Origin of the sequence: uncultured Desulfovibrio sp. (assembly GCF_944324935.1) — a bacterium.
Lineage (GTDB): Bacteria > Desulfobacterota > Desulfovibrionia > Desulfovibrionales > Desulfovibrionaceae > Desulfovibrio.
The window spans coordinates 1-23579 of record NZ_CALUYG010000020.1; the positions used below are offsets into that span (position 1 = coordinate 1).

General features: G+C 63.4%; 19 protein-coding genes. 11 read left to right on the forward strand and 8 right to left on the reverse strand.

From position 1 onward, the window contains the following. Nucleotides 1-341: 341 nt before the first annotated feature. From Q0J54_RS06100 to trmFO, 3 genes are all read right to left on the reverse strand, one after another. A complete protein-coding gene (locus Q0J54_RS06100) occupies nt 342-1283 on the reverse strand; it encodes a phosphoglycerate dehydrogenase (protein ID WP_296304575.1) in 942 nt (313 codons plus the stop codon). Between the two features lie 197 nt (nt 1284-1480). Next, nucleotides 1481-1669: a hypothetical protein gene (locus Q0J54_RS06105; protein WP_296304576.1), complete on the reverse strand. Its 189-nt coding sequence runs from the start codon at nt 1667-1669 to the stop codon at nt 1481-1483. Nucleotides 1670-1717: 48 nt separating this feature from the next. Continuing rightward, on the reverse strand, nt 1718-3301 hold the full coding sequence (trmFO, locus tag Q0J54_RS06110; protein WP_346666812.1) for a methylenetetrahydrofolate--tRNA-(uracil(54)-C(5))-methyltransferase (FADH(2)-oxidizing) TrmFO: 1584 nt from the start codon (nt 3299-3301) through the stop codon (nt 1718-1720). Between the two features lie 375 nt (nt 3302-3676). Between trmFO and Q0J54_RS06115 the strand changes: the two genes are divergently transcribed. After that, complete coding sequence (locus Q0J54_RS06115) at nt 3677-4510, forward strand: glycosyltransferase family 61 protein (RefSeq protein ID WP_296304614.1); 834 nt, start codon at nt 3677-3679, stop codon at nt 4508-4510. A gap of 129 nt (nt 4511-4639) precedes the next feature. Here Q0J54_RS06115 and Q0J54_RS06120 read toward each other — a convergent pair whose 3' ends face one another. Then, nucleotides 4640-5224 (reverse strand): nitroreductase family protein, encoded by a 585-nt coding sequence (locus Q0J54_RS06120; RefSeq protein ID WP_296304578.1) that lies wholly within the window; start codon nt 5222-5224, stop codon nt 4640-4642. Nucleotides 5225-5383: 159 nt separating this feature from the next. Beyond that, entirely contained in the window at nt 5384-6379 is a 996-nt protein-coding gene (locus tag Q0J54_RS06125; protein ID WP_296304579.1) for a GNAT family N-acetyltransferase, read from the reverse strand. A 1101-nt stretch (nt 6380-7480) separates the two neighbouring features. Between Q0J54_RS06125 and Q0J54_RS06130 the strand changes: the two genes are divergently transcribed. Then, nucleotides 7481-7879, forward strand: a complete 399-nt coding sequence (locus Q0J54_RS06130; protein ID WP_296304580.1) for a helix-turn-helix transcriptional regulator — start codon at nt 7481-7483, stop codon at nt 7877-7879. A gap of 120 nt (nt 7880-7999) precedes the next feature. Next, nucleotides 8000-8956, forward strand: a complete 957-nt coding sequence (locus Q0J54_RS06135) for a radical SAM protein (RefSeq protein WP_296304581.1) — start codon at nt 8000-8002, stop codon at nt 8954-8956. A 202-nt stretch (nt 8957-9158) separates the two neighbouring features. Here Q0J54_RS06135 and Q0J54_RS06140 read toward each other — a convergent pair whose 3' ends face one another. From Q0J54_RS06140 to Q0J54_RS06150, 3 genes are all read right to left on the reverse strand, one after another. Then, nucleotides 9159-10367: a metallophosphoesterase gene (locus tag Q0J54_RS06140; protein ID WP_296304582.1), complete on the reverse strand. Its 1209-nt coding sequence runs from the start codon at nt 10365-10367 to the stop codon at nt 9159-9161. A 117-nt stretch (nt 10368-10484) separates the two neighbouring features. Then, nucleotides 10485-10865 carry a RidA family protein gene (locus Q0J54_RS06145; RefSeq protein WP_296304583.1) on the reverse strand — a complete coding sequence of 127 codons (381 nt, stop codon included), beginning with the start codon at nt 10863-10865 and terminating at the stop codon, nt 10485-10487. A gap of 11 nt (nt 10866-10876) precedes the next feature. Beyond that, complete coding sequence (locus Q0J54_RS06150; protein ID WP_296304584.1) at nt 10877-12115, reverse strand: aromatic amino acid transporter; 1239 nt, start codon at nt 12113-12115, stop codon at nt 10877-10879. 169 nt (nt 12116-12284) lie between these two features. Between Q0J54_RS06150 and ettA the strand changes: the two genes are divergently transcribed. The 8 genes from ettA to uvrB all read left to right on the forward strand — a co-directional run bounded on the left by ettA (nt 12285) and on the right by uvrB (nt 23578). Beyond that, on the forward strand, nt 12285-13967 hold the full coding sequence (ettA, locus tag Q0J54_RS06155) for an energy-dependent translational throttle protein EttA (protein WP_296304585.1): 1683 nt from the start codon (nt 12285-12287) through the stop codon (nt 13965-13967). 19 nt (nt 13968-13986) lie between these two features. Then, a complete protein-coding gene (locus Q0J54_RS06160; RefSeq protein WP_296304586.1) occupies nt 13987-15693 on the forward strand; it encodes a DUF4139 domain-containing protein in 1707 nt (568 codons plus the stop codon). Between the two features lie 408 nt (nt 15694-16101). Next, nucleotides 16102-17448: a DNA repair protein RadA gene (gene radA, locus Q0J54_RS06165; RefSeq protein ID WP_296304587.1), complete on the forward strand. Its 1347-nt coding sequence runs from the start codon at nt 16102-16104 to the stop codon at nt 17446-17448. A 7-nt stretch (nt 17449-17455) separates the two neighbouring features. Next, on the forward strand, nt 17456-18082 hold the full coding sequence (locus Q0J54_RS06170) for a class IV adenylate cyclase (protein ID WP_296304588.1): 627 nt from the start codon (nt 17456-17458) through the stop codon (nt 18080-18082). 3 nt (nt 18083-18085) lie between these two features. Further along, nucleotides 18086-18403 (forward strand): ATP-dependent Clp protease adapter ClpS, encoded by a 318-nt coding sequence (gene clpS / locus Q0J54_RS06175; RefSeq protein WP_296304589.1) that lies wholly within the window; start codon nt 18086-18088, stop codon nt 18401-18403. 3 nt (nt 18404-18406) lie between these two features. Next, the gene (gene clpA / locus Q0J54_RS06180; protein WP_296304590.1) at nt 18407-20794 is read left to right on the forward strand and encodes an ATP-dependent Clp protease ATP-binding subunit ClpA; all 2388 of its coding nucleotides are present in this window, start codon (nt 18407-18409) and stop codon (nt 20792-20794) included. Next, entirely contained in the window at nt 20781-21551 is a 771-nt protein-coding gene (aat, locus tag Q0J54_RS06185) for a leucyl/phenylalanyl-tRNA--protein transferase (protein WP_296304591.1), read from the forward strand. Before clpA ends, aat begins: the two co-directional genes overlap by 14 nt. Then, nucleotides 21548-23578: an excinuclease ABC subunit UvrB gene (gene uvrB, locus Q0J54_RS06190; RefSeq protein WP_296304592.1), complete on the forward strand. Its 2031-nt coding sequence runs from the start codon at nt 21548-21550 to the stop codon at nt 23576-23578. Before aat ends, uvrB begins: the two co-directional genes overlap by 4 nt. The last annotated feature ends 1 nt before the right edge of the window (nt 23579 follow it).

Sequence of the window (23579 nt, forward strand, 5' to 3'; positions counted from 1 at the left end):
GTATCGACACTGCTTGCTTTTTGTTTGGAGGAAAAGGGGGAAGCCCTCGCTCTGCTGTCGATGCCCGTAAGGCTCCTTCCTCGCCTAACGGGCACGGCCTACGGCCGCCTTTCGGTCGCGCTCTGCGGCAAAGAGGGGGTGCCCCCTCACCTCCCATTTTTTCCCAAAACCTCTACTTACCAGAATGAAAGTAGAGCGTTTTGCTTTTTTCAACGGCAAAACGCTTCAGCAAAAGCGCGCTGGGGGAAGGGGAGGGGGTTCCCCTCCCCCCAATAGCCACTCGAAAGAGGAAAGAAAAAGTAAAAGCGCCAAAGCGGCCATGCCGCACCCGGCTGATCGGACTAAGCCTCCTGCGCCGGAGCCAGGCCCAGATCGCGCAGCAGATTGGCCACGGCCATACGGCCCATGAGCTGGGTGGCCCCGCTGGTGGAGGAGGAGCAGTGCGAGCCCATGACCAGATTGTCCAGGGCGTACCAGCCGTCCTCCACGGGCGGCTCCTGCTCGAACACATCCAGTCCCGCGCCGTAGATGCGCCCTTCCTGCAGGGCGGCCAGCAGGGCGGCATTGTCCACCAGCTCGCCGCGGGCGGTATTGATGAGGATGGCCGTCGGCTTCATGGCCGCCAGACGACCGGCGTCGATACAATGCCGGGTGCTGTCGTCAAGCTGGGTGTGCAGCGTGATAACGTCGGCCTGGGCGCAGATGTCGTCAAGCGTGGCGCGCTCGATGTCGTTGGCCTCGGCATAGGCGGCGTCCCAGCGGATGTCGTGGGCCAGTATCCGCATGGAAAAGCCCTTTGCCCGCCGGGCCACGGCCCGGCCGATGGCCCCCAGGCCCACGATGCCCAGCGTCTTGCCGAAAAGGTCGATGCCGGTGATCTTGCTCCAGTCCCGGCGGCGGCAGCGCCCGTCGATGAGGGGGACCTTGCGGGCAACGGCCAGCATCAGGGCCAGCGCGTAATCGGCCACGGCTTCGGTGGGCGCGCCCTGCGTCCGGGAGACCGCGATGCCCCGCGCAGCGCAGGCGTCAAGGTCGATGTTGTCCAGCCCCACGCCGTACTTGGCCACGGCCCTGAGCTGCGGGGCGGCGGCAAGCACCTCCGCATTGACCGGATCGACACCGACGATGAGCCCCTGACAGTCCGCCAGCAGGCCGCACATCTGTTCGCCGGAGAGGATGCCGCCCGTCTCGTTGCGCACGACGGTCAGCCCCGCCTCCCGCAGGCTGTCAAAAAGGGTGGGGTCGGTCTTGCCGAAGGAACGCGGCGTCACCAGAACTTTCATACGAACCTCCCGGAAAAGGACGTTGCCGTCTGCCGCCGCAACGCTGCGACGGGCGGCGGAAAAAGGGCGCTCCCCTGTGAGGCGGAGCGCCCTGCTGAAGATGTGGGCCCGGCTGCGGGGAAAAAACAACGCGCGTTACGCTCGTTCCGGCGGAAAAGATACGGGAAGGAGCGCTCACGCCGGCGTGTCCTCTCCTCTTAGGCCACGGTATCCAGCCGGGTACCGATGCCTTCGGCGGCCAGACCGGCGGCACGGGCGGGATCGGTCTGCGTCGCAAGACCGGCCGAACTGCCGTTGATGATCTGACTGGCCATATTGGCCTGCATGTCCATGATGGAACGGCTCAACGCCACATTGATGCTGGCCTGAACGGCTTCCAATTCCATAACCGGCTCCTTTTTTTGTCGCAGGAACGACGTTTGAGCAACTATAGCCTAAAAGGCCGCGCTGGGGAAGAGGCGGCAACCGGCCTTCGCCGCATCCGCGCACCAGCGCTGGAAGGCCGCCTGCGCCCGCTGGGCGTAGAGCGCCTTGCGATCCTTTTTTTTCGCCTTTTCGTCCAGTTCGGGCATGAGGCCGAAATGGGCGTTGGACGGCTGAAAATGTTTGACCGGCGTCCGCAGATGGTTGAGCAGCGCGCCGAGGGCGCATTCCACAGGCGGCTGGGGCAAGAGCGTCCCCTGTTCGCGGGCAATGAGCATGAGAGCCAGCCAGAGCCCGGAGGCCGCCGATTCCACATAACCTTCCACCCCGGTGATCTGCCCGGCCAGGAAGACATCGGGTCGGGCCCGCAACGACAGGTCGGGCGCGAGGACTTCAGGCGCGTTGACGTAGGTATTGCGGTGCATGCTGCCGTAGCGGGCGAATTCCGCCCGCTGCAGGCCCGGTACCATGCGGAAGACGCGGGCCTGTTCGGCATAGGTCAGCTTGGTCTGACAGCCCACCAGATTGCAGGCCTCGCCGTTGCGGCTTTCCGCCCGCAGTTGCAGCACGGCCCACGGCCGGCGGCCGGTGCGGGGGTCCACGAACCCCACAGGCTTGAGCGGGCCGAAGGTGAGCGTGCGCGGCCCGCGCTGGGCCAGGGCCTCGATGGGCATGCAGCCCTCGAAGTGCTTTTCCTTCTCGAAACCGTGGGGCTGCACCTTCTCCGCATCCATCAGGGCCGCATGGAATGCCTCGTATTCGTCCCGCTCAAAGGGGCAGTTCAGATAATCGCCACCTTCTTCCCCTTTTTCCTGCCCGTAGCGCGAAGCGCGGAAGACGATGGACATATCGAGGGAATGCGTCCAGACGATGGGCGCGATGGCATCATAAAAATAACAGTATGCCGTACCGATGGTCTCCGCCAGCGAGGCGGAGAGGGCGGCATCCGTCATGGGACCGCTGGCCAGGATGATCACGTCATGCCCTTGCAGGCGGGCGTCGTCGAGCCCGGTGATGCGGGCCTCTTCCCGGCGGATATGTTCTGCGGCCTCGATGCGCTGCGTCATGTCGGCGGCAAAGGCCTCACGGTCCACGGCCAGCGCCTTGCCGGCCGGCACGCGGTGGGCGTCGGCCGCCGCCATGAACTCGCTGCCCAGGGCGCGCATCTCGGCCTTGAGCAGCCCTATGCCCGAAGTCGTCTCGTCGGAGCGCAGCGAATTGGAACAGACGAGCTCCGCCAGCTGCCCGCTCACATGGGCGGCGGACATGGCGGCCGGCTTCTGCTCGAAAAGGGTCACCTCCAGCCCGGCCCGGGCAAGCCGCAGGGCGCATTCGCAGCCCGCCAGCCCGCCGCCGACGACGGCAAATCGTTTATGCGACACGATAGCTCCTTGAATGGCGTTGGCCGCATGTTGCCCAAGTGCGCCGGGCTTGGCAAGGGGGCGCACGACCTGTTCACCGGCCGGCGGACCGGAAAACCGCATTGCGGGAAATGGGCTCGCCGCCGCTTTCTGCTTGCCTGACGCCGCAATATGCCGCGCACTTGGAAACAAGGAAGGCATACGCGTGCCGTCAGTGAAAACGTGTTTTTTCATGCGGCAAGGTGATGTGGAAAAACAGGCGACACCATGCCGGCATGGCGAACGGTCGGTTTTCCCGGCAGCCCGGCACGCGACAGCCCGCCCCTCTTCGGGGCGCCAGACCTTATGGCCGCCGGGCGCGCCGGCAAGGAAGAAATGCCTTATGGATGAAGCGCAGACTGCCTATCCCTATCTGGTCATGCCGTCTCAGCCGCTCCTGGAACGGCTCCCGCTCTATCTCTCGGGCGTCTATGCGTATGGGGAACCGCTCCCTCAGTCTTCGTCATTAACGCGCGGATAGATTTTCTGGCCCCCTCCGGCACGCCAGAGGCATTCATTGACGCCCCCGCTGTTTATTGCGGAAGATTTTTCAATCATTACGGACATGTTATTTTAGAAAGCCTGTCCCGGATGACGCATTTGCGGCATACCCCGGCATTACTGTGCCGCTATATAAAAGATTATCAAGGCGAAATGCTTCCCTGGCAGCGAGAGATTCTCTCCATCCTCGGCATAACGAACACGTTTTTTGAGATAACCCGCCCGACGGCTTTTGCCGCACGTGAGGTTCCCCAGCCGGGATATATCATACCCACAGAATTTTCTGAAGAACACAACAGCTTTCTCTCCTGCATCCGCCCGGAAAAGATGATACGGGGGAAAAAGACCTATCTTTCGCGGAAAAATATTGAGAAGACGATTCAAACAAATGAAGAAGATGCAGAAAAAATACTCAGGAACTGCGGATGGAATGTCATCTATCCTGAGGAGCTCTCTGTGCGGGAACAGCTGCGGGAGATCTCCAGTTCGGAAGTCGTGCTCGGCATCGAGGGGGCAGTCTTCCACAACATCGTTTTCTTTACCGGACTTGACACGAAACTTTATGCAATCCATCGTGAAAATAATGAGAATTACGTGACGATAGCCCGCCGGAAACACTTTTTCTATAAAAGAATCGATGCAGGACGCGACGGCATCATAGATATTGAAAAACTGGCGTATCTGCTGAAATATGACTGCCTTGACCAGCATGTCATCTCTGATGACGATCAGCACAGACTCTTGTGCCGGGCCCGGCTCGCACGCATCGCGCAATCGTCCATGCTCTGCGGAGAAAGGCTGAAAAACCTGCTGCTGTCGAAAGACCGCCATACATGCTCGCCAGGCAGGATGGAAAAGAAAAAAGAATGCCGCTCCTCTCACCGCGACGACACCCGCCCCTGAAGGACGGCAAAGGAGGTTGGCCCGCACCGGCGGCTCCAGGTGCGGCAACGGCGCGTACGCCTTCCGGCAGACGCACGCCTTCCGTTGCCGCTGGATGCCGTGAGGCGCGAGGCCTTTCGTATCCGCGATCTACCGCGGCCTGCCCACGGACTGGGTGGCCAGAGCCCGCCAGCCGTCCGGCAGAAAGGCAAAGCGGCCCGCATCGCGGGTGGTGGACGCCTTGACCACATTGCCCAGCCCCGCCGAAGCGCAGAACAGCCCCACATTCTGGTAGACAGAACCGATATGCATGCCGCCGTAAGGATCCTCCTCCGGCACGGCATAGATCAGCACGACGGCGGCATCATCCAGCGGACTGCCCAGGGGGGCGGCGGCGATCCGTTCGAGACGATGCCCGGCGGCGTCATACAGCCAGAGCCCGTCAGCCTTGTTGACATAGAGTTTCAGCGCCTGCCGGTTGCGGGCGCTGGGCGCCGTTCGCCTGCCGTCAGGACGATTCCGCCCCCAGGCGGCCCAGAGCAGATTGCCGAGCGTGGCTTGATCCAGCGGATCCTTGCTCAGGCTGCGAATCGTCTTCCGCTGGGCCAGCGCCTGCATGAGCGGCAGGCCGCCGGCGGTATCCGGGGCGGGCAGGGTGACGGTCTCCGCCAGCGCGGCGCAGGGCGTGGCAAAAAACAGGGCGGCGGCAAGCAGGGGAGCGGAAAGGGTTCGCATGACATCTCCTTTGGCAAACGGTGAAAACAAGCGGGACAATACGTTCCACAAAAAGCTCAAAACCGCCCCCCTGTCAAGGACAGACGGCCGGGAAGGACCGCGGCGAAAGAACCGCCGCGAAAGAACCGCGCCCGGTGCGTCGTTTGCCCGCCGCTGCCCTCAACGGCGCAGCAGCAGCCAGGATTGGAGGGGCAGGCGCTTTTCCGTCCAGTGTTCCTTGTAGCGCATGGCTTCGCCGTCGAGCGGGCCCATATCGTAACGACAGGCGCCTTCCTCGCAGAGCCAGCGCACCTGCTCCACCTGCAGGAGATTGCCGATCCCCCAGCGCTTCCAGGCGTCATGGTAGCTGAACTGCTGCCCTCGATAGACGTTGCCCGCCTTGCCGCCGAAAATAAAACCGATATCCACGCCCTCATGGCGGGCAAACATGATGCGCGCCAGCCCCTCTTGCGCCAGATGGCGCACAAGTACCGCGTACAACTGTCGGGCGGGCTGCTCCGTCATGCCGCAGGCGGCGATTCCCTTCCAGCTCGTCCTTTCCACAGCCAGCATGCGCGCGTAGAGCGGCGCGGCTTCCTCGGCTGTCCGCGGCGCATGCCGCTCAAAAACGATGCCTGCCCGCAGCGCCCGCCGCCGGGCCTTGGCCAGCTTCTGCCGGTGATTGGCCGACCGCCGGGCCAGAAAGCCATCCAGCCCGCCTTTCAGGGAAGCCGCACACTGGAGGCCGTCGGCGAAATGCAGCACGCGAAAATCTTTTTCCAGCCGTTGCAGCAGGCTGGCGGCCCGGCTGCCACGCGGGCGGATGCCGCTGATAAGGATCTTGGAAAAGATGCGCGTACCGCTTTCGCCAAGCCATCCTTCCAGCAGCGCCGGCGCAGCCCTGCCCAGCAGGCAGGCGCCAAAAAGCCAGTGCGACTCTATGGGCGTCAGGGCCACGCTCCCGTCAGAAAGGGGCTGCTCGGCAAAGGCCAGCACGGCCCCGTCATCGGCCCGGATACGCAGACGGCGGCGGGGCGAAACGGCGGCATGGAAGGAAAGCTGCCAGAGCGGGCCGGAGCAAAACGGGTCAGCCTGCTGCGTCCCCAGGGCAAGTTTCTGCCACAAGCGTTTCTGTTCCGCAGGGCAGAAGGTATCGGCCAGGTAAGCACACTCCATGATCCCTCCTTTTCCAGCATCGCATCCGGCAAGGCAACACAAAATATCGCACGGCTCCGCCTTGCTCTCCCGTTCACAGTCATGTACCATAAAACCAAAGAAAGCCGATGAGATGGCGCTTTCTTCTGTCTTGTTCCCAGCGTGCTTTCCCCTCAGGCCGAAAGTGGGAACGAGATCCCGCGCCGCCCCGGCTGACCATGACACTGTCGCGACATCCCGTAAGGCCATCGCCAAGGAGCAGACCATGCGTCACGCGAACAGTCCACCTCACCTGCCGGTATCACCGTTTTCGTTGTCATTCCGCAACGCTCCCCGTCACTGCGGGGCTCTCTGTCATTGCAGGCTCTCTGTCCACATACATATAAATATACATTACAGCAAGTTATAAATTTTTTACTGTGTAAATATTCATATATGATATATTCTTTCCCTTCATATCGCTTTCAGTTCTGTAAAAAAAGAAATATTGTCTATTTTTTTCTTTCATTGAGCAAAATAATTTTTAATTTATTTTTAAATAAAAGCAATATATATAATATTTTAGTGCATAGGGAAAAATACTCTGCATGCCTTTTTCTAAAAAAAATAAAAATAAATAAAATGCACTTTATACACAATTTATAATATATTATTTTTTTACTTTATCCATAATGAAACACAAAAACAAATTGCAATTTACACATATATATTTCACTATTAACATGAAACATGCAGCTAAATGGGCAAAAACGATAAATTCAAAAACTGCAATAAAATGTAATAATTTATTGATAAATGAAAAAATATCCATATTTGCATGAATTCATACATACATAATGAAAAAAAATAATGTATATCCTAAGCAACAATATGCAATATAAAAAACAACAATCCATCTTTTTTCAAAAAACTATCTTTAAATCGCATACAAAAAAATAAAATAAAAATTTTTTTCATGTTATATTACTAAAATATCATATATATAATAGTTTCTCAATTAGCACACTCATACTAAAAAGTACATATTTTATTATGACATACTTTATAAATCAACATATTGCGCGTTATAAGCTGTTCTCCCCCGGCGCAGTTCCTGCGAAAAAGACAGAAGGAGGCGTTAACATGAATTCCAAGGATGCTAGTAAACTTGCCGCGCAGGTCGGCCGCGTCATGGCCCGGCGACGCAAAATGTGTGGGATGACGCAGGCCATGCTTGCCGAGAAGCTCGGCATTACACAAGACTCGCTTTCGCGCATGGAAAAAGGCGTCATGGCGCCCAAATTTTCCCGGCTGCCGGAAGTGGCCCATTTTCTGGACTGCCGCGTGGCGGATCTTTTCCGCGACGCCAGTCCCGAAACGGACGACTGGGCCGCCGCCATTGCCGAAGAACTGCGGGATCTCGCCCCTGACGGACGTGAGCTCATCCTGACCCTGGTGCGGGAAACCGCGCGCGCCTTGCGCAAAATGCGCGAAAGCCAGCCTGCGCTCAGGGGGTTTGACAGCAGCGAAAGCCAGGCATAATTTCCTTTCCCAGTCATCCGGGCCGACAAGCCTCATGACACCGATCTGCACGTTACGGGCGTCCGCGCCAGTGGCGGGCAGATATGCTTTCCATTTTTCATGTTACAGGAGCAAAAGGGCATGAGCAAAGCCTTCCAACATGTTTACGGCCCGGTCCCTTCCCGCCGTTTGGGTCGCTCGCTGGGCGTGGACGCCCTGACATTCAAGACCTGTTCCTTTGACTGCGTCTACTGCCAGCTCGGGCACACCACCAATCACACCATCGAACGCAAGGAATATGTGCCCGTCGATGAGCTCCTCGATGAGGTGAAGCGCAAGCTTGCCGCCGATACCCCGCAATACATCAGCTTTGCCGGCTCAGGCGAGCCGACACTCCACAGCCGCCTTGGCGACATCATCCGCCACATCAAGATTATGACCGATGTGCCGGTGGTCGTCATCACCAACGGTTCGCTTCTCTGGCGGCCAGATGTCCGCTCGGACCTGGCTGCCGCGGATGTGGTCATTCCCTCTCTGGACGGCGGCACTGCCGCACAGCTCATGGCGGTCAACGATCCCGAGCCTTCTCTGAAATTTCAGGAGATCGTGGACGGGCTCATCCGCTTCCGCACGGAATTCCACGGCCAGATCTGGCTGGAGATCATGTTGCTTGGGGGCATGAACGATGATGACGCCTCCATCGACGCCCTGTGCCGCCTCGTTGCACAGATCCGCCCGGACAAGGTGCAGCTCAACAGCGTCTGCCGTCCTCCGGCGGAGCGCAGCGCCCGCCCCGTGCCGGCGGACCGCCTGCGCGCCATCCGGGAGCGCATGGCCGCCTCCGTTCCCTGTGAGGTGGAGATCATCGCCACGCACCTCGATGATGCGGCGCACACGAGCTTTCGCACCGAGGTACAGGAGGAAGACGTGCTGGCGACCATCGCCCGGCGACCCTGCACCGTTATTGACGTGGCCGATGGACTGGCCATCCACCATAACGAGGCGCTCAAGCATCTGGAAATGCTGGTGGCCGACGGCAAGGCCGTCACACAGACGCGCGGGGATCAGCTCTATTACGCCGCCGTGGAAAAAGCCTAGGACTGCTCAGGCGGCACGCTTTTGCCAGGAGGCGTCGAAGCCATACGCTCAACGCCCATTGTTTGCCTTGTTTGAACGACCGCTGATCCAGCGCGCGACAGGCCAGGTGAACGGCGTCCGCTCCCTGTGGGGCGGGCGCCGTTTCGCGCCATGCCGCGCCATGCCGCATCGTCCGTACCGCGGTGGCGTCCCTCCCGCCGCGTCAGGAAGCGGGCCCATCCCCGGCCCGCCGCAAGACCAGCAACAAAATTTCTCCGGGGACCCCCAGCCGGTAGGGGAAACCGCCCCACAGTCCACAACCGCTGGATACCACAAGGCGCGAGTCCTCGTCGCCGTAGATGCCGCGCACATAGCCGCCGTTGAAGGCGGCCACCAGCCAGTCCACGCCCAGGATCGAACCGCCGTGCGTATGGCCTGACAACTGCACCGTCACCTTGCCCCGTACCGCGTCGAACAGGGCCGGACGGTGGGAAAGCAGGATCACGGGAACGCGTGCCCGTGTGCCGTCCGGCCGTGTCTCCGTCCTGCCCACGGGCGCTATGAGCGCACGGGCAGCATCCAGGCCGCGTTGCAGCGTGCCTTCCGCATCCGGGCCGGGCAGACCGAAGCGCGCGGCAGCGGGATCGGTCACGCCAAGCAGGAAGAGTTCCTTGCCGCCGCGGGCCACGCTGACGGCCGCGTTGTCCAGCATCGTAATGCCCATTTGACGCAGCAGGGGTCGCCAGGCCGGGTAGTCGGAATAGTATTCATGATTGCCCGTACAGGCATATGTGCCCAGCGACGAGCGCAGATCGGCCAGCGGGCGGATGTCGTCGGCGCGCAGCGCAGGGGATCCGTCCATAATGTCCCCGGTCAACAGGACGACATCCGGCCGGGCCGCATTGACGCGCTCCACCAGCTCCGCCGTCCATGCCCGTCCGAACGTGCGGCTGACATGCAGATCGCTCAGATGCGCCAGCCGTATGCCGTCCAGTTCCGACGGCAGATGCCGCACGGCAAGCTCCACCTCCCGCACGGCGGGCACGCGCAGGGCCGTGGGGATGGCCACGGCGGCCAGCAGCAGGGCCAGCAGCCCCAGTCCCAGCGAAAGACGCGCATCATACGGGCGCAGGCGCGTCCAGACGTGCCCCAGTCCGCAGCGTTCAGCCAGCAGACACAGCAGCAGACAAACGTCCCGCCCCAGACTCAGCGCGGCGAAGAGCAGCACGATGCCCAGCGGGATGCCCGTGCCGATCTGGAACCAGCGCGGCACTTCCGGCGAATAGGAGCCGAAAAAAAAGCGGAAAAGCAGGAGCTTGCAGGTCCCGGCAGCCACTAGCACCGCCAGCGCAAGCCGCATCCGCAAGGAAAGCGGCGCAGGCAGGACGACCCGCAGCAGGATATACAACGTGAGAAAGAGGGAAAAAGTCATCAGCATACGTCAGAAATATAAAAAAAGACGGAGGGAGCCGCAACTCCCTCCGTCCATATGGCGTCGTGTGCCAGCGCGTCGCACGGCGTCCGCCTCAGCGGACAGCCGGACTTGCCCCTAGCGGGTGGCGATGGCCTCCACTTCCACCAGCGCTCCCAGCGGCAGGCCGGACACGGCCACGCAGGAACGGGCCGGATAAGGAGCGGCAAAGTATTTCTTGTAGACTTCATTGACCGCGGGGAAGTTGTCCATATCCGTAATGAAGACGACCGTCTTCACCACGTTTTCCGTGCTGAGCCCGGCTTCGGCCAGCACGGCGGAAAGGTTTTTCAGCGCCTGCTCGGCCTGGGCCGCCACGTCGCCTTCCACCATCTTGCCGGTCTCGGGCACCAGGCCGACCTGGCCGGAAAAGTAGCAGGTCTCGCCGGAGCGGATGCCCTGGCTGTACGGGCCGACGGCGGCGGGGGCCTTGGCGGTGTTGATCAGTTCCTTGCTCATAATGATCCTCCTTATTTGAAGGCAGGCAGATAGTTCAGTACGGTCAGGGTATGGCACACCGCCACCCCGATGCCGTACACCAGCAGCAGAGGGATGGCCCAGCCTGCGCCGGGCATGCGGTACAGCGCCTCGCCCCCCTTGCGGCGGCTGACGTGCAGCAGCATGGCCGGCACGATGACCGACCAGATGGCCGCGGCAAGACCGGCCCAGCCGATGGCCGCCAGAAAGCCGTCCGGCCAGATGAGGCCGCCCAGCATGGGGGGAAGGAAGGTGACCAGCATGGTCAGTGTACGCCCACGCCGGGAATTGTCAAAGTTGCACAGGTCCGCCATGTAGTCGAACAGGCCGAGCCCCGCGCCGAGGAAGGACGTGGCGATGGCGAGCAGGGCGAAGAATTCCAGCATCTTCTGGATGATGTAGCCCAGGGAGGACCCGGAAGCCTGCACAAGGTCGCCCACATTGCCGCCCGCCGCGATGACGGCCCGGAAGGCCTCGCGGTCCAGTATGCCGTCGGCGGCGATGATCCAGACAAGGTAGCAGAGCAGGGCGATGAAGGTCCCGTTACGCAGACAGGCATTGATGATGCGGGGCTCCTTGCCCAAATACTTGATGAGGCTGGGGACCGACGCATGGAAGCAGAAGGAGGTCAGATAGGTCGAGACCGCGCCGAACAGGAAGATGACTTCGCCGCTGTCGGCCTGATCCCCCCAGATGTGCCCCAGATCGGCATTGCCGATCATGCCGCCCACGGAAAGGAAAAAGGTGATGATCATCCCGCCCATGAGCACCACGGAAAGGCGATCCACCACATGGGAGCTCCACCAGACGCAGGCCGTGAGCAGCAGGGAAAAGATGAGGCTCGTCAGCACCCGCGGCGGCGTATAGCCCCAGCTTGACTGCATGGCCTGCTGTACCACCGAGCCGCCGCCGCTCACATAGGCGTACACCAGCGTGTAGAGCACGAAGGCCACGGCAAGGCCGTTGATGAGGCTCCATACCGGCCCCAGCGTCCGGTTGACCATGGTGTGCAGGCTGTCCCCGGGCTCGAAGCCCAGATTCACTTCCAGGATGGCCTGGCTGGCGCGCAGCATGCAGAACCAGGAGACAAAGATGACCACCAGCGACCAGTTGAACCACATGCCCGCGGAGATCATGGGCAGGCCCAGCATCCCCGCGCCGATGGCCGTACCGGCCACGACCATGGAGCCGCCCATGATCTTATGGAAATTCGGGCCGAAAAAAGTACGCATATGTCGTATTCCCTCCTCACCGCCGCCGGATCGCGGCGGGAGGTCATCTTGGCAGAGAGAGGAGGGCAAATCAAGGGGCTCCCGTCGCACGCTTGAAAATCCGTGCGACTCCGTATAGATTTGCTGTCCCGGCGGCCGGCGGCCGCCCAATCCGACCTTTGAGGAAAGCATGAGCAACGAACCGGACAAGATTATTTATTCCATGATCCGCGTGTCCAAGCGGCACGGACAGAAGGAAGTGCTCAAGGACATCTCGCTCTCCTATTTTTACGGAGCGAAGATCGGCGTGCTCGGCCTGAACGGCGCGGGCAAATCCAGCCTGCTCAAGATCCTGGCCGGCGTCGATCAGTCCTTTGACGGCAAGACCGTGCTCGCGCCCGGCTATACCATCGGCTATCTGGAACAGGAGCCCCTGCAGGGCGAGACCCGCACCGTGCGGGAAGTGGTGGAGGAGGGCGTGGCCGAGCTCATGGCCATCGCCCGCGAATTCGAAGCCATCAACGCCAAATTCGCCGAGCCCATGGAACCGGAGGAGATGGACGCCCTCATCGCCCGTCAGGCGGAAGTGCAGGAACTGATGGATCACAAGGGCATATGGGATCTGGACTCCAAGCTGGAAATGGCTATGGATGCCCTGCGCTGCCCGCCCGGCGACATGAGCGTGGAGCATATCTCAGGCGGCGAACGCCGCCGCGTGGCCCTCTGCCGTCTGCTGCTCCAGAATCCCGACATCCTGCTGCTGGACGAACCCACCAACCATCTGGACGCCGAGTCCGTGGCCTGGCTGGAGCGTTACCTCTCCACCTTCCCCGGCACGGTCATCGCCGTCACCCACGACCGCTACTTCCTCGACAATGTGGCGGGCTGGATCCTTGAGCTGGATCGCGGCCGCGGCATCCCGTGGAAGGGCAACTATTCCTCCTGGCTCGAACAGAAACAGAAGCGTCTGGCCCAGGAGGACAAGGCCGAGGCCGACCGCCAGAAGACGCTGGCCCGCGAACTCGAGTGGATCCGCATGTCCCCCAAGGGCCGCCACGCCAAGGGCAAGGCCCGCATCAACGCCTATGAGGCCATGCTCTCCCACGAGAGCGAGAAGCGCGCACCGGATCTGGAGATCTACATCCCGCCGGGACCGCGCCTTGGCAAGAGCGTCATCGAACTCAAGGGCGTGAGCAAAAGCATGGGCGACAAGCTGCTCATGGAGGATGTGAACGCCCTCGTGCCCGCCGGGGCCATCGTGGGCATCATCGGCCCCAACGGCGCGGGCAAGACCACGCTGTTCAAGCTCCTCACCGGGCAGGAACAGCCGGACGCCGGCTCCATCACCATCGGCGATACCGTCAAGTTCGCCTATGTGGATCAGGGGCGCGAGTCGCTCACGCCGGGCAAGACCGTGTATGAACTCATCAGCGACGGCCACGAGACCATCAAGCTGGGCAGCAGGGAAGTGAACGCCCGTGCCTACTGCACGCGCTTCAACTTCCACGGAGCGGACCAGCAGAAAAAGGTGGATGTGCTCTCCGGCGGGGAGCGGAACCGCCTGCACCTGGCCCGTATGCTCAAGTCCGGGGCCAACGTCCTCCTCCTGGACGAACCCACCAACGACATCGACGTGAACACCATGCGGGCCCTTGAGGACGCGCTGGACAACTTTGCCGGCTGCGTGCTGGTGGTGAGCCACGACCGCTGGTTCCTCGATCGCATCGCCACGCATATCATGGCCTTTGAAGGCGACTCCAGGGTGGATTTCTTCGAGGGGAACTTCACGGAATACGAGGAAGACCGCAAGAAGCGCCTCGGCAAGGATGCCGATACGCCGCATCGCCTGAAATTCCGCCGTCTTACCCGCTAAGGCAGCAGGAGATATGTTCATGTTCAACATTAACTGCAAGACGCCGCATCCGTGCCGCGGGCCTCTCCGGCACGGCCGCGGGCTGCCGCTGGCCGCACTGGCCCTGTGCGGCCTGCTGACGGGCGGCCACGCTCCCGCGCAGGCGGCGGCCGCCATGCCGGAGGTCGCGACCATGCCGACAGGTGCTTCGACGTTTCCCGATAACGGCGGAAAAACGACGACGCCCCCGGAGACGAAGACCCCTTCCGCCACGCCCGTTTGTCCGAAGCACAAGGAGCGGACGGAGCGGAAAATGGCCGGCATATTCGATCAGCCGCACAGCGTGGAGCTGTTTCCCGGCGGCGCGCGGATCACCCTGAATGAAGACGGTCTGCTGACGGAGGTCCGCAACGATCAGCCCGTGGTGTCGCTGCTGCTGCCGGACGGCGCGGCTGAGGTCTCGCCCGTCGTGGAGGGTCAGCGCATCCTGCGCTGGATGCTGACGCCCGTCACCTCCGAGCCCCAGGGCGAGGCCGCCGCGCAGCGGCGGCAGCTGCTGGCCCGGGCCGACGAGCTGGAAGGCCGTATCGCGGCCTGCACTGCCCGTATGGAGCTGCACAGGCAGCTCCCCGGCGGCGCGGACGGCGCGACCGTGGAAAATCTGTCCGCGCTGGCGGAAAAGACCGTGCCCGGCCTCATGGCCGAACGCCAGCGCCTCACGCGCGAGCTGGAGCAGCTCCGCAAGCTGATCAACGCCGTGCCCGCCGCTTCCGGGCAGGGCAAGCGGCTGGACATTGTGCTGGCCCAGTTCCCCGGCAAGCCGGTACGGGTCACCTGCACCTACACCCTGCATGATTGCGGCTGGCAGCCGCGCTACAGCCTCAATGCCCGTCCCGGTACGGGCAAGGTGGATATCGTCATGTCGGCCGAGGTCTGGCAGTATTCCGGCATGGACTGGGACAAGGCCCGGCTGACGCTGGTCACCCGCACGCCCGGCGAGATAGCGCCGGATGCGCTGCCGGACTGGGTCATCGAGCCCGTTGCCCCGGGCCGGCCGCGTCTGGCCGGCCCGCCGGCGCAGGGCAAGGCCGTCCCGCTCATGGCGGCCGTCGACAACAGCGGCATCCCCGCCCGGGAAGACGGGGCCTTTGTCCGCTGGGAGATCCCCACCGCGGGGCTGGCGCAGGGCAAGTCCATCCTCAACGTCACCAGCGAGGAATGGGCGGCCCCCATGCAATGGCTGGCCCGCCCCTCGGCGGGCGAGAGCCGCGTATGGATGACGGCGGAATACGCCTTTGACGACCGTCCCTCCTGGCCGGCCGGTCTCATGGAGTGCCGCATCGACGGACAGTATGTGGGCACGGGCGCCTTCCGCCCCGAAGCCGGCAAGGTGAAGCTCTTCTTCGGGGCCGACCCGCGCGTGACGGTCGCCACCATCAACGAGACCCGCAAGGAAAACGAGAGCGGCATCATCAATGCCCGCCGCTTCTGGCGCTGGAGCTGGCGCTACGCCATCCGCAACGAACGGCCGGAGGAAGTGCGGGTACGGCTGGAACGCCCCCTGCCGCGCAGCGTGGATGAGCGCGTGGCCCTCAAGCTGGGCGGCACGCCCGCACCGGCCACGGATGAGGACGCGGGGATCCTCTTCTGGGACGTGAAGGTCCCCGCACGCGGCACGAGCGATGTCCGGCAGGAGGTCGAGATCACGGCTCCCGCCGACCTGAAGCTCGCGCCCGTCGCTCCTTAGGGCCTGTTAACACTATCCGTTACTTGTTTGGGGGAAGGGAACCCCTCGCTCTGCTGTCGATGTCCGTAAGGCTCCTTCGTCGCCTAACGGACACGGCCCTCTGGGCCGCCCGTTGGATCGCCGCCGGCGCGGGAGGGGTTCCCCTTCCCCCCATCCCTTCCCCAGCGCGCTTTTATCAAAAGCGAATGGAAAACACCGCGTTTTTCCCGCGAAACGACAGTCCACAGGGTTTGAAACGCAAAACGTTCCAAACGAAAAATGCTTTAACGGACTGTAGAACAGCCTTTCGTGACCGTGAGGGAGCCGCCCATTTCCGGGCAGCTCCTTTTTTTGCGCGGCGTACCCATCATGCGGTCGGACAGCGCCGCGGCACTTGCCTCTCACCGCCTTTTTCCGTAGGTTTGCCGCATGGCAAAAACGCGCGAAGTCTACATCTGTTCCGCCTGCGGCGCACAGACCCTGCAATGGCGCGGGCAATGCCCCGGCTGCCATGAATGGAACACCCTGCAGGCCGCGGCCCAGCCCCGCACCACGGCCTCGCGTTCTTCCTCCGCCGCCCGCACGCCGGGCAGCCGTCCCCAGCCCCTGCAGGACGTTTCCGACGCGGGCCACACCCCCTATGCCAGCGGCATGGAGGCGCTGGACCGCGTCCTCGGCAAGGGGCTCGTGCCCGGCGCGGCCCTGCTGGTGGGAGGCGAACCGGGCATCGGCAAATCGACCCTCCTGCTCCAGGTGGCCGGGCTCGTGGCCCGGCAGGGCAGGGACGTGCTCTACGCCAGCGGCGAGGAGTCCCTCCCCCAGATCAAGGCGCGCGGGCAACGACTTGAAGTATTGCATGAACGTTTGCTGGCCCTGGCCACGTCCAGTGTGGAGGAAGTCATTGCCGCTGTGGAAAGCGCCACGCCGACCCTGCTGGTGGTGGACTCCGTCCAGACCCTGACCAGCCTCGAGGCCGACGGCCTGCCCGGCAACGTCAGCCAGGTACGGGCCGTGGCCACCGCGCTGCTGGAATGCTGCCGCCGCACGGGCACGACGCTCATCCTCGTGGGGCACGTCACCAAGGACGGCGTGCTGGCCGGGCCGCGCATGCTGGAACACATGGTGGATACGGTCATTTCCGTAGAGGGCGACCGCCGCCAGCTTTTTCGCCTGCTGCGCGTGTTCAAGAACCGCTTCGGCCCCAATGAGGAGCTCCTGGTCTTCCGCATGGGCCAGCGCGGCATGGAAGTGGTGGACGATCCCTCCACCTTTTTCCTCGGCGCGCGCGACCCTGAGCTCTCCGGCACGGCCGTGGTCATGGCCGTTGACGGCCAGCGTCCGCTGGCGGTTGAGGTACAGGCCCTGGTGGCGCGTACCTTTCTGAGCATCCCGCGCCGGGCGGCCCTGGGCTTTGACGCCAACCGGCTCCATCTGCTGCTGGCCGTGCTGGAAAAACGCCTCAAGCTCAACTTCGGCCAGGTGGACATCTACGCCAAGGTGGGCGGCGGCATGAAGTTGCAGGAACCGGGGCTCGATCTGGCGCTGGTGGCGGCCGTGCTCTCCTCCTACTATGACGTGCCGCTGCCGGAAAAATGCGTCCTCTGGGGAGAAGTCGATCTCAACGGCCAGATCCGCCCGGTGGCCGCCCAGGAATTGCGGCTCCGGCAGGCGCAGCGGCTCGGCTTTTCTCCCATCATCCACCCGGCGGCGGACACGGGCGGCATATCCACCCTGACCCAGCTGCAACAGCGGCTCTTCCACCGCCGCAACCCCTGAGGCAACCATGAGCTATGAAGTGGAGCGAAAATATCTGGATGCCGACTTTTCCCGCCTGCGTGAGCTGCTGACCGCCCACGCCGCCCGCAGCGAAGGCGTCCATTTTGAACGCAACATCCTCTTTGACAGACAGGACGAACTGTTCGACAGCCATCGCCTGCTCCGTCTGCGCAGCCGCCAGTGGGCCGGTCGTGAGGATCATATCCTCACCCTCAAGCTGCCGCCCGTGGCCGCGCGCCATGCCGGCGAGACCGGCTTCAAGATCCGGGAGGAGCGCGAATGCCCGGTGGCGGACAGACAGGCCATGCAGGGCATCCTGGAAGGGCTGGGCTATCTTCCCGCCGCCCGCTACGAAAAATTCCGGGAAAGCTGGCAGCTGGACGGGGTACAGGTGGACATGGACATTTTGCCCTTTCGTCAGGTGGTGGAACTGGAAGGCGCGGCGGAACGCATCCGCGAAGTTGAAGTGTTGCTTGAACTTGACAAGCTGCCGACCAGTGCCGACTCTTACCATGTACTGCATCAACGCTGGCGCGCGGAACAGGGTTTGCCGCCGGAGCGTTCCTTTGTCTTTTCCCCCTGTCAGGCGGCGCAATGGCGCGCCGTCCTGCATCTGCCGCCAGAGGAGGACTGAGCCATGCCGGCCCCGTACAGACCCCAGGATGAAAGCGACGGACAAAGCCTGGTGAAAGAACGCGTCAAGGAGCCGCAGCGCTTCGTGGTGCTGCTGCACAATGACGATTACACCAGCATGGATTTCGTGATCGATGTCCTTCAGGGGATTTTCAACAAGAACAGGGAAGAAGCCACGCGTATCATGCTGTCCGTACATGAGAAGGGCGTAGGGCGCTGCGGCGTCTACACCGCGGAGATCGCCGAGGCCAAGGTCCGCCGCGTGACCCAGAAGGCGCGGGCGGCGGGTTTCCCGCTGCGCTGCACTATGGAGCCGGAATAAGCCATGTTGAGCAATGACGTTCAGGAAGTCCTGAAAATCGCCGTCATGGAAGTGCAGGAACGCCAGCACGAGATGCTGACCGTGGAGCACATCCTCTACGGCATGACCGCCACCGTGCGCGGCTGCCTCATCCTGGAGGGCAGCGGTGTGGACGTGCCCCTGCTGCGCGAGCAGCTCGAGCATTTCTTCCAGACGGAGATGGAGAGCGTCCGCCCGGCCAATCAGCTGGAGATCGTCCAGACGCCGGGCGTGCAGCGCCTCCTGGAACGGGCCGTGGCGCACATCCGCTCCGCCGGACGGGAAAATGTGGATGTGGGCGATGTGCTTGTCTCCCTCATGGAAGAGGAAGGCAGCTATGCCGTCTATTATCTGCGCAAGCAGGGCGTGGAACGGCTGGATGTGCTGACCTTCATCTCCCACGGGCTGGAAGACGGCAGCGGCTCGAGGGGCGTTCGGGAAAAGGCGGAGGACGACGAGGAGGGCAGGGAAGAGGATCCCCTGGCCCGTTACACCACGGACCTCACGGCCCGTGCGGCCGCCGGCGGCATAGACCCCCTTATCGGACGGGAAATGGAGCTGGACCGCGCCATCGAGGTGCTCTGCCGCCGCCGCAAGAACAATCCCCTTTTCGTGGGCGAGCCCGGCGTGGGCAAAACCGCCCTTGCCGAGGGCCTCGCCCTGCGCATCCATGAGGGCAAAGTGCCGCCCCGCTTCCGCAAGGCCCGCCTCTTCGCGCTGGACATGGGGCTCGTGGTGGCCGGCACACGCTACCGCGGCGACTTCGAGCAGCGCCTGAAAAAGATCATGGATGCCCTGAAGCATGTGCCGCAGGCCATCCTTTTCATTGACGAGCTCCACACCATCGTGGGGGCGGGCGCCACATCCGGCGGGTCGATGGATGCTTCCAACCTGCTCAAGCCCCTGCTGGCCAGCGGCGAACTGCGCTGCATCGGCTCCACCACACATGAGGAATACCGTAACCATCTGGAGAAGGACAGGGCGCTCGTACGACGTTTCCAGCGCATCGATGTACGCGAGCCCGGCATCGAGGACTGTCTGGCCATCCTGGAAGGCTTGCAGCGCCATTACGCGGACTTCCATCAGGTGCGCTATGCCAAGCCCGTTCTCCGGGCCATGGTGGAGCTTTCCAGCCGTCATGTGCGGGAACGCCTCCTGCCGGACAAGGCCATCGACGTCATGGACGAAGCCGGCGCCGCCGTCCGCCTGCGCCAGCCGGACGAGGACGGCATGCGCCCGGCCGTGACCCTGCGGGACGTGGAACGCATCGTGGCCCGCATGGCCGGCATCCCCGAACGCAGCGTCAGCGGCGGCGAGAAGGACCGCCTGCGCCATCTGGAGCGCGATCTCAATGCCCGCGTCTTCGGGCAGGAGGCCGCCATCTCGCTGGTGGTGCGTGCCATCCTGCGCTCGCGCGCCGGGCTGGGGCAGAGCGGACGCCCCGCCGGGGCCTTCCTCTTCTACGGGCCCACCGGCGTGGGCAAGACCGAGGTCGCCCGCTCGCTGGCTCAGTGCCTCGGGGTGGACTTCCTGCGCTACGACATGAGCGAATACATGGAAAAGCACGCGGTCTCCCGCCTCATCGGCGCGCCTCCTGGCTATGTGGGCTTCGATCAGGGCGGCCTGCTCACCGAGGCCGTACGCAAATCCCCGTATTCCGTGGTGCTGCTGGACGAGATGGAAAAGGCGCATCCCGACATCTTTAATGTATTGCTTCAAGTCATGGATTACGGCACGCTGACCGACACCACGGGCCGCAAGACCGACTTCTCGCATGTGGTGCTGATTATGACCAGCAATGCCGGAGCCTTCGAGATGTCCGCCGCCAGCATGGGCTTTGCCGCGCCCGCCGCGACCCGTACGGAAACGGCCGGGGACGACAAGGCGGGCAAACCCACGGAAGCCGCCACCCGCAAGGGCCGCAAGGCGCTGGAACAGCTCTTCACGCCGGAATTCCGCAACCGCCTTGATGCGCTGGTTCCCTTCGGCAGCCTGACGCAACCCATGATGCTCCGCATCGTGGACAAGTTCGTGGAAGAAGTGGCGCAAAGCCTGACCGAGCGCCATGTCCGCCTTACGCTGGACGAGGAGGCCCGGCGACATCTGGCCCGGAAGGGCTTCGATCCGCGCATGGGCGCGCGGCCGCTGCGGCGTCTGCTGCGCGACGAGCTGGAGGATCCGCTGGCGCAGGAACTGCTGTTCGGCCGCCTGCAAAAGGGCGGCGAAGCCCTGCTCACCCTGAAGGACGGCAAGCTGCACCTGGACATCGCCCGAAAGGAGGCGGCCTGTGCCGCCGCTCCCGTGAGCGACGGACAGCATCCGCCACGGCATCGTGCGGCCACGAGGCGCAAGAAACAGGATGAGCAGGATTGAAACGCCGGCGCAACAGCCGGTCGATCCCGTAACGGCCTACGCCGAGCAGTTTCCGCCGCTGGAGGCGGCCCGGGAAGACGGCCTGCTGTGCCGGGGAGGGGATCTGCATCCGGTGCGCCTGCTGGCCGCCTACAGCCGTGGCATCTTCCCGTGGTACAGCGAGGGCATGCCGCTGCTCTGGTGGTCGCCCGCGCCGCGCTGCATCCTGCCGCTGGACAAGTTCCGCCTGCCCCGGCGCAGCATCCGCACCCTGCGCAAGGCCGGCTTCCGTCTGAGCTGTGACGCCGCCTTTGCCGACGTCATGCTGCACTGTGCGGAGCCGCGCCGCCGGGAGCGGGGCACATGGATCACCCGCGACATGTTCCGGGCCTATGTGCGCCTGCACGAGATGGGCTATGCCCATTCCATCGAGACCTGGCAGGGGGAAACGCTGGTGGGCGGGCTGTACGGCGTGTCACTGGGGCGGGCCTTCTTTGGCGAATCCATGTTCCACCGGGTCTCCGAAGCGTCGCGCGCGGCTCTGACCGGACTGGTGGATCTGCTGCGCCTGCGGGGGACCCTTCTGCTGGACTGCCAGCAGGACACGCCGCACATCATGGGCATGGGCGGGGATCTCGTCTCCCGGGCGGCCTTTGAAGAACTTCTTGAACTGGCCGTGCAGCGGGAGGCCGATCCCGCCTGCCCGCTGCGCTGGCAGCCCTGGCGCGAGCGCTATGCCCATGACGGCCGGCAGTGGCACGAGGTGAACCGCAGATGAGCGAAGCCGTCTTTTCCCTGCAAAGCGAGCACCTGCCCACGGGCGACCAGCCCGAGGCCATCGCCCAGCTCGTCGGCAATATCGAGGCCGGGGTCCCGGCCCAGGTGCTGCTGGGGGTCACCGGATCGGGCAAGACCTTCACCATGGCCAACGTCATCGCCCGCTGCAACCGTCCGGCGCTGGTGCTGGCCCCCAACAAGACCCTTGCCGCCCAGCTCTACAGCGAATTCCGCGCACTCTTCCCGCGCAATGCCGTGGAATACTTCGTCAGCTACTACGACTACTATCAGCCGGAAGCCTATGTGCCCGCCTCGGACACCTACATCGAAAAGGATTCGGCCATCAACGACAATATCGACAAGCTGCGGCATGCGGCCACGCATGCCCTGCTGACGCGGCGGGACGTCATCATCGTGGCCTCGGTCTCCTGCATCTACGGCCTGGGCTCGCCGGAATACTACGCCAGGATGGTCATCCCCGTGGAGGTCGGCCAGCGCTTCCCCCTGGACGCGCTCATCAGCCGTCTGGTGGAAGTGCATTACGAGCGCAACGACTACGACTTCCACCGCGGCACCTTCCGGGTACGGGGCGACGTGCTGGAGATCATCCCGGCCTATCACCACGAACGGGCCCTGCGGCTGGAATTCTTCGGCGACGACATCGACGCCATGCGCGAGATCGACCCGCTCACCGGCGACGTGCTGGCCGAGGTGAGCAAGACCGTGCTCTATCCCGCCAGCCACTTCGTGTCCGCACAGGACAACCTCAAACGCGCCTGCGACGATATCCGGCAGGAACTGCAGGAACGCCTTGCCCTGTTCCGGGAGCAGGGCAAGCTGGTGGAGGCCCAGCGCCTGGAACAGCGTACCCAGCTTGATCTTGAGATGATCGAGGAGCTGGGCTACTGCAACGGCATCGAGAACTACACCCGCCACATGGACGGCCGCAAGCCGGGCGAACCGCCGTCCTGCCTGCTCAACTACTTTCCCGACGACTACCTGCTCTTTGTGGACGAGTCCCACATCAGCGTGCCGCAGGTGGGCGGCATGTTCAAGGGCGACCGCTCCCGCAAGGAGACGCTGGTCAATTACGGCTTCCGCCTGCCCTCGGCACTGGACAACCGCCCCTTGCAGTTCGCGGAATTCCGCCGGCTCGTGCATCAGGCCGTCTATGTCTCGGCCACGCCGGCCAAATACGAGCTGGACGAGGCGCAGGGCATCGTGGTGGAGCAGATCATCCGGCCCACCGGCCTTGTGGACCCGGAAGTGGAGGTGCGCCCCACGGCCGGACAGATGGAGAACCTGCTGGGCGAATGCCGCGCCCGCGTCAGCCGGGGCGAGCGCGTGCTGGTGACCACGCTCACCAAGCGCATGGCCGAGGATCTGACGGAATACTGCTGCAATATGGGCGTGCGCGCCCGCTATCTGCATTCGGACATCGACACGCTGGAGCGCATGCAGATCATCCGCGCCCTGCGTACCGGGGAGTTCGATGTGCTGGTGGGCATCAACCTCCTGCGCGAAGGGCTGGACATCCCGGAGGTCTCCCTTGTCTGCATCCTGGATGCGGACAAGGAGGGCTTTTTGCGCTCCACGGGCTCGCTCATCCAGACCTTCGGGCGGGCGGCCCGCAACGAGCACGGCCATGTCATCCTCTATGCGGACACGGTGACGGCCTCCATGCAGGCCGCCATGAACGAGACCGCCCGCCGCCGCGAAAAGCAGGCCGCCTACAATGAGGCGCACCACATCACCCCGCGCAGCACCCGCAAAAGCCTGGACTCCCCGCTGGACGCCCTCTATGCCGAAAGCGACGGCAAAGGAGGGCGCGGGCGCGGCAAGGGCAGGGCGGCCGCCCGCAACGAACAGGCGGAACTCCCCCTCACGGCCGAGGAGACCGCCGTACGCATCGCCGAACTGGAAAAGGAAATGCGGGCCGCGGCCCGCGATCTGGAATTTGAGCGGGCCGCCGAGCTGCGGGACAGCATCCGGGCACTGCGCTCCCGCCTTATCGCCCTGCCGGAGTAAC

Coding starts and splice junctions, on each gene's coding strand:
- Q0J54_RS06135 (WP_296304581.1), top strand. CDS start 8,000: ATGAGCAAAGCCTTCCAACATGTTTACGGCCCGGTCCCTTCCCGCCGT.
- Q0J54_RS06150 (WP_296304584.1), bottom strand. CDS start 12,115: ATGCGTACTTTTTTCGGCCCGAATTTCCATAAGATCATGGGCGGCTCC.
- trmFO (WP_346666812.1), bottom strand. CDS start 3,301: ATGAAAAAACACGTTTTCACTGACGGCACGCGTATGCCTTCCTTGTTT.
- radA (WP_296304587.1), top strand. CDS start 16,102: ATGGCAAAAACGCGCGAAGTCTACATCTGTTCCGCCTGCGGCGCACAG.
- ettA (WP_296304585.1), top strand. CDS start 12,285: ATGAGCAACGAACCGGACAAGATTATTTATTCCATGATCCGCGTGTCC.
- Q0J54_RS06120 (WP_296304578.1), bottom strand. CDS start 5,224: ATGCGAACCCTTTCCGCTCCCCTGCTTGCCGCCGCCCTGTTTTTTGCC.
- clpA (WP_296304590.1), top strand. CDS start 18,407: ATGTTGAGCAATGACGTTCAGGAAGTCCTGAAAATCGCCGTCATGGAA.
- Q0J54_RS06100 (WP_296304575.1), bottom strand. CDS start 1,283: ATGAAAGTTCTGGTGACGCCGCGTTCCTTCGGCAAGACCGACCCCACC.
- Q0J54_RS06130 (WP_296304580.1), top strand. CDS start 7,481: ATGAATTCCAAGGATGCTAGTAAACTTGCCGCGCAGGTCGGCCGCGTC.
- Q0J54_RS06145 (WP_296304583.1), bottom strand. CDS start 10,865: ATGAGCAAGGAACTGATCAACACCGCCAAGGCCCCCGCCGCCGTCGGC.
- clpS (WP_296304589.1), top strand. CDS start 18,086: ATGCCGGCCCCGTACAGACCCCAGGATGAAAGCGACGGACAAAGCCTG.
- aat (WP_296304591.1), top strand. CDS start 20,781: ATGAGCAGGATTGAAACGCCGGCGCAACAGCCGGTCGATCCCGTAACG.
- Q0J54_RS06170 (WP_296304588.1), top strand. CDS start 17,456: ATGAGCTATGAAGTGGAGCGAAAATATCTGGATGCCGACTTTTCCCGC.
- Q0J54_RS06160 (WP_296304586.1), top strand. CDS start 13,987: ATGTTCAACATTAACTGCAAGACGCCGCATCCGTGCCGCGGGCCTCTC.
- Q0J54_RS06105 (WP_296304576.1), bottom strand. CDS start 1,669: ATGGAATTGGAAGCCGTTCAGGCCAGCATCAATGTGGCGTTGAGCCGT.
- Q0J54_RS06140 (WP_296304582.1), bottom strand. CDS start 10,367: ATGACTTTTTCCCTCTTTCTCACGTTGTATATCCTGCTGCGGGTCGTC.
- Q0J54_RS06125 (WP_296304579.1), bottom strand. CDS start 6,379: ATGGAGTGTGCTTACCTGGCCGATACCTTCTGCCCTGCGGAACAGAAA.
- uvrB (WP_296304592.1), top strand. CDS start 21,548: ATGAGCGAAGCCGTCTTTTCCCTGCAAAGCGAGCACCTGCCCACGGGC.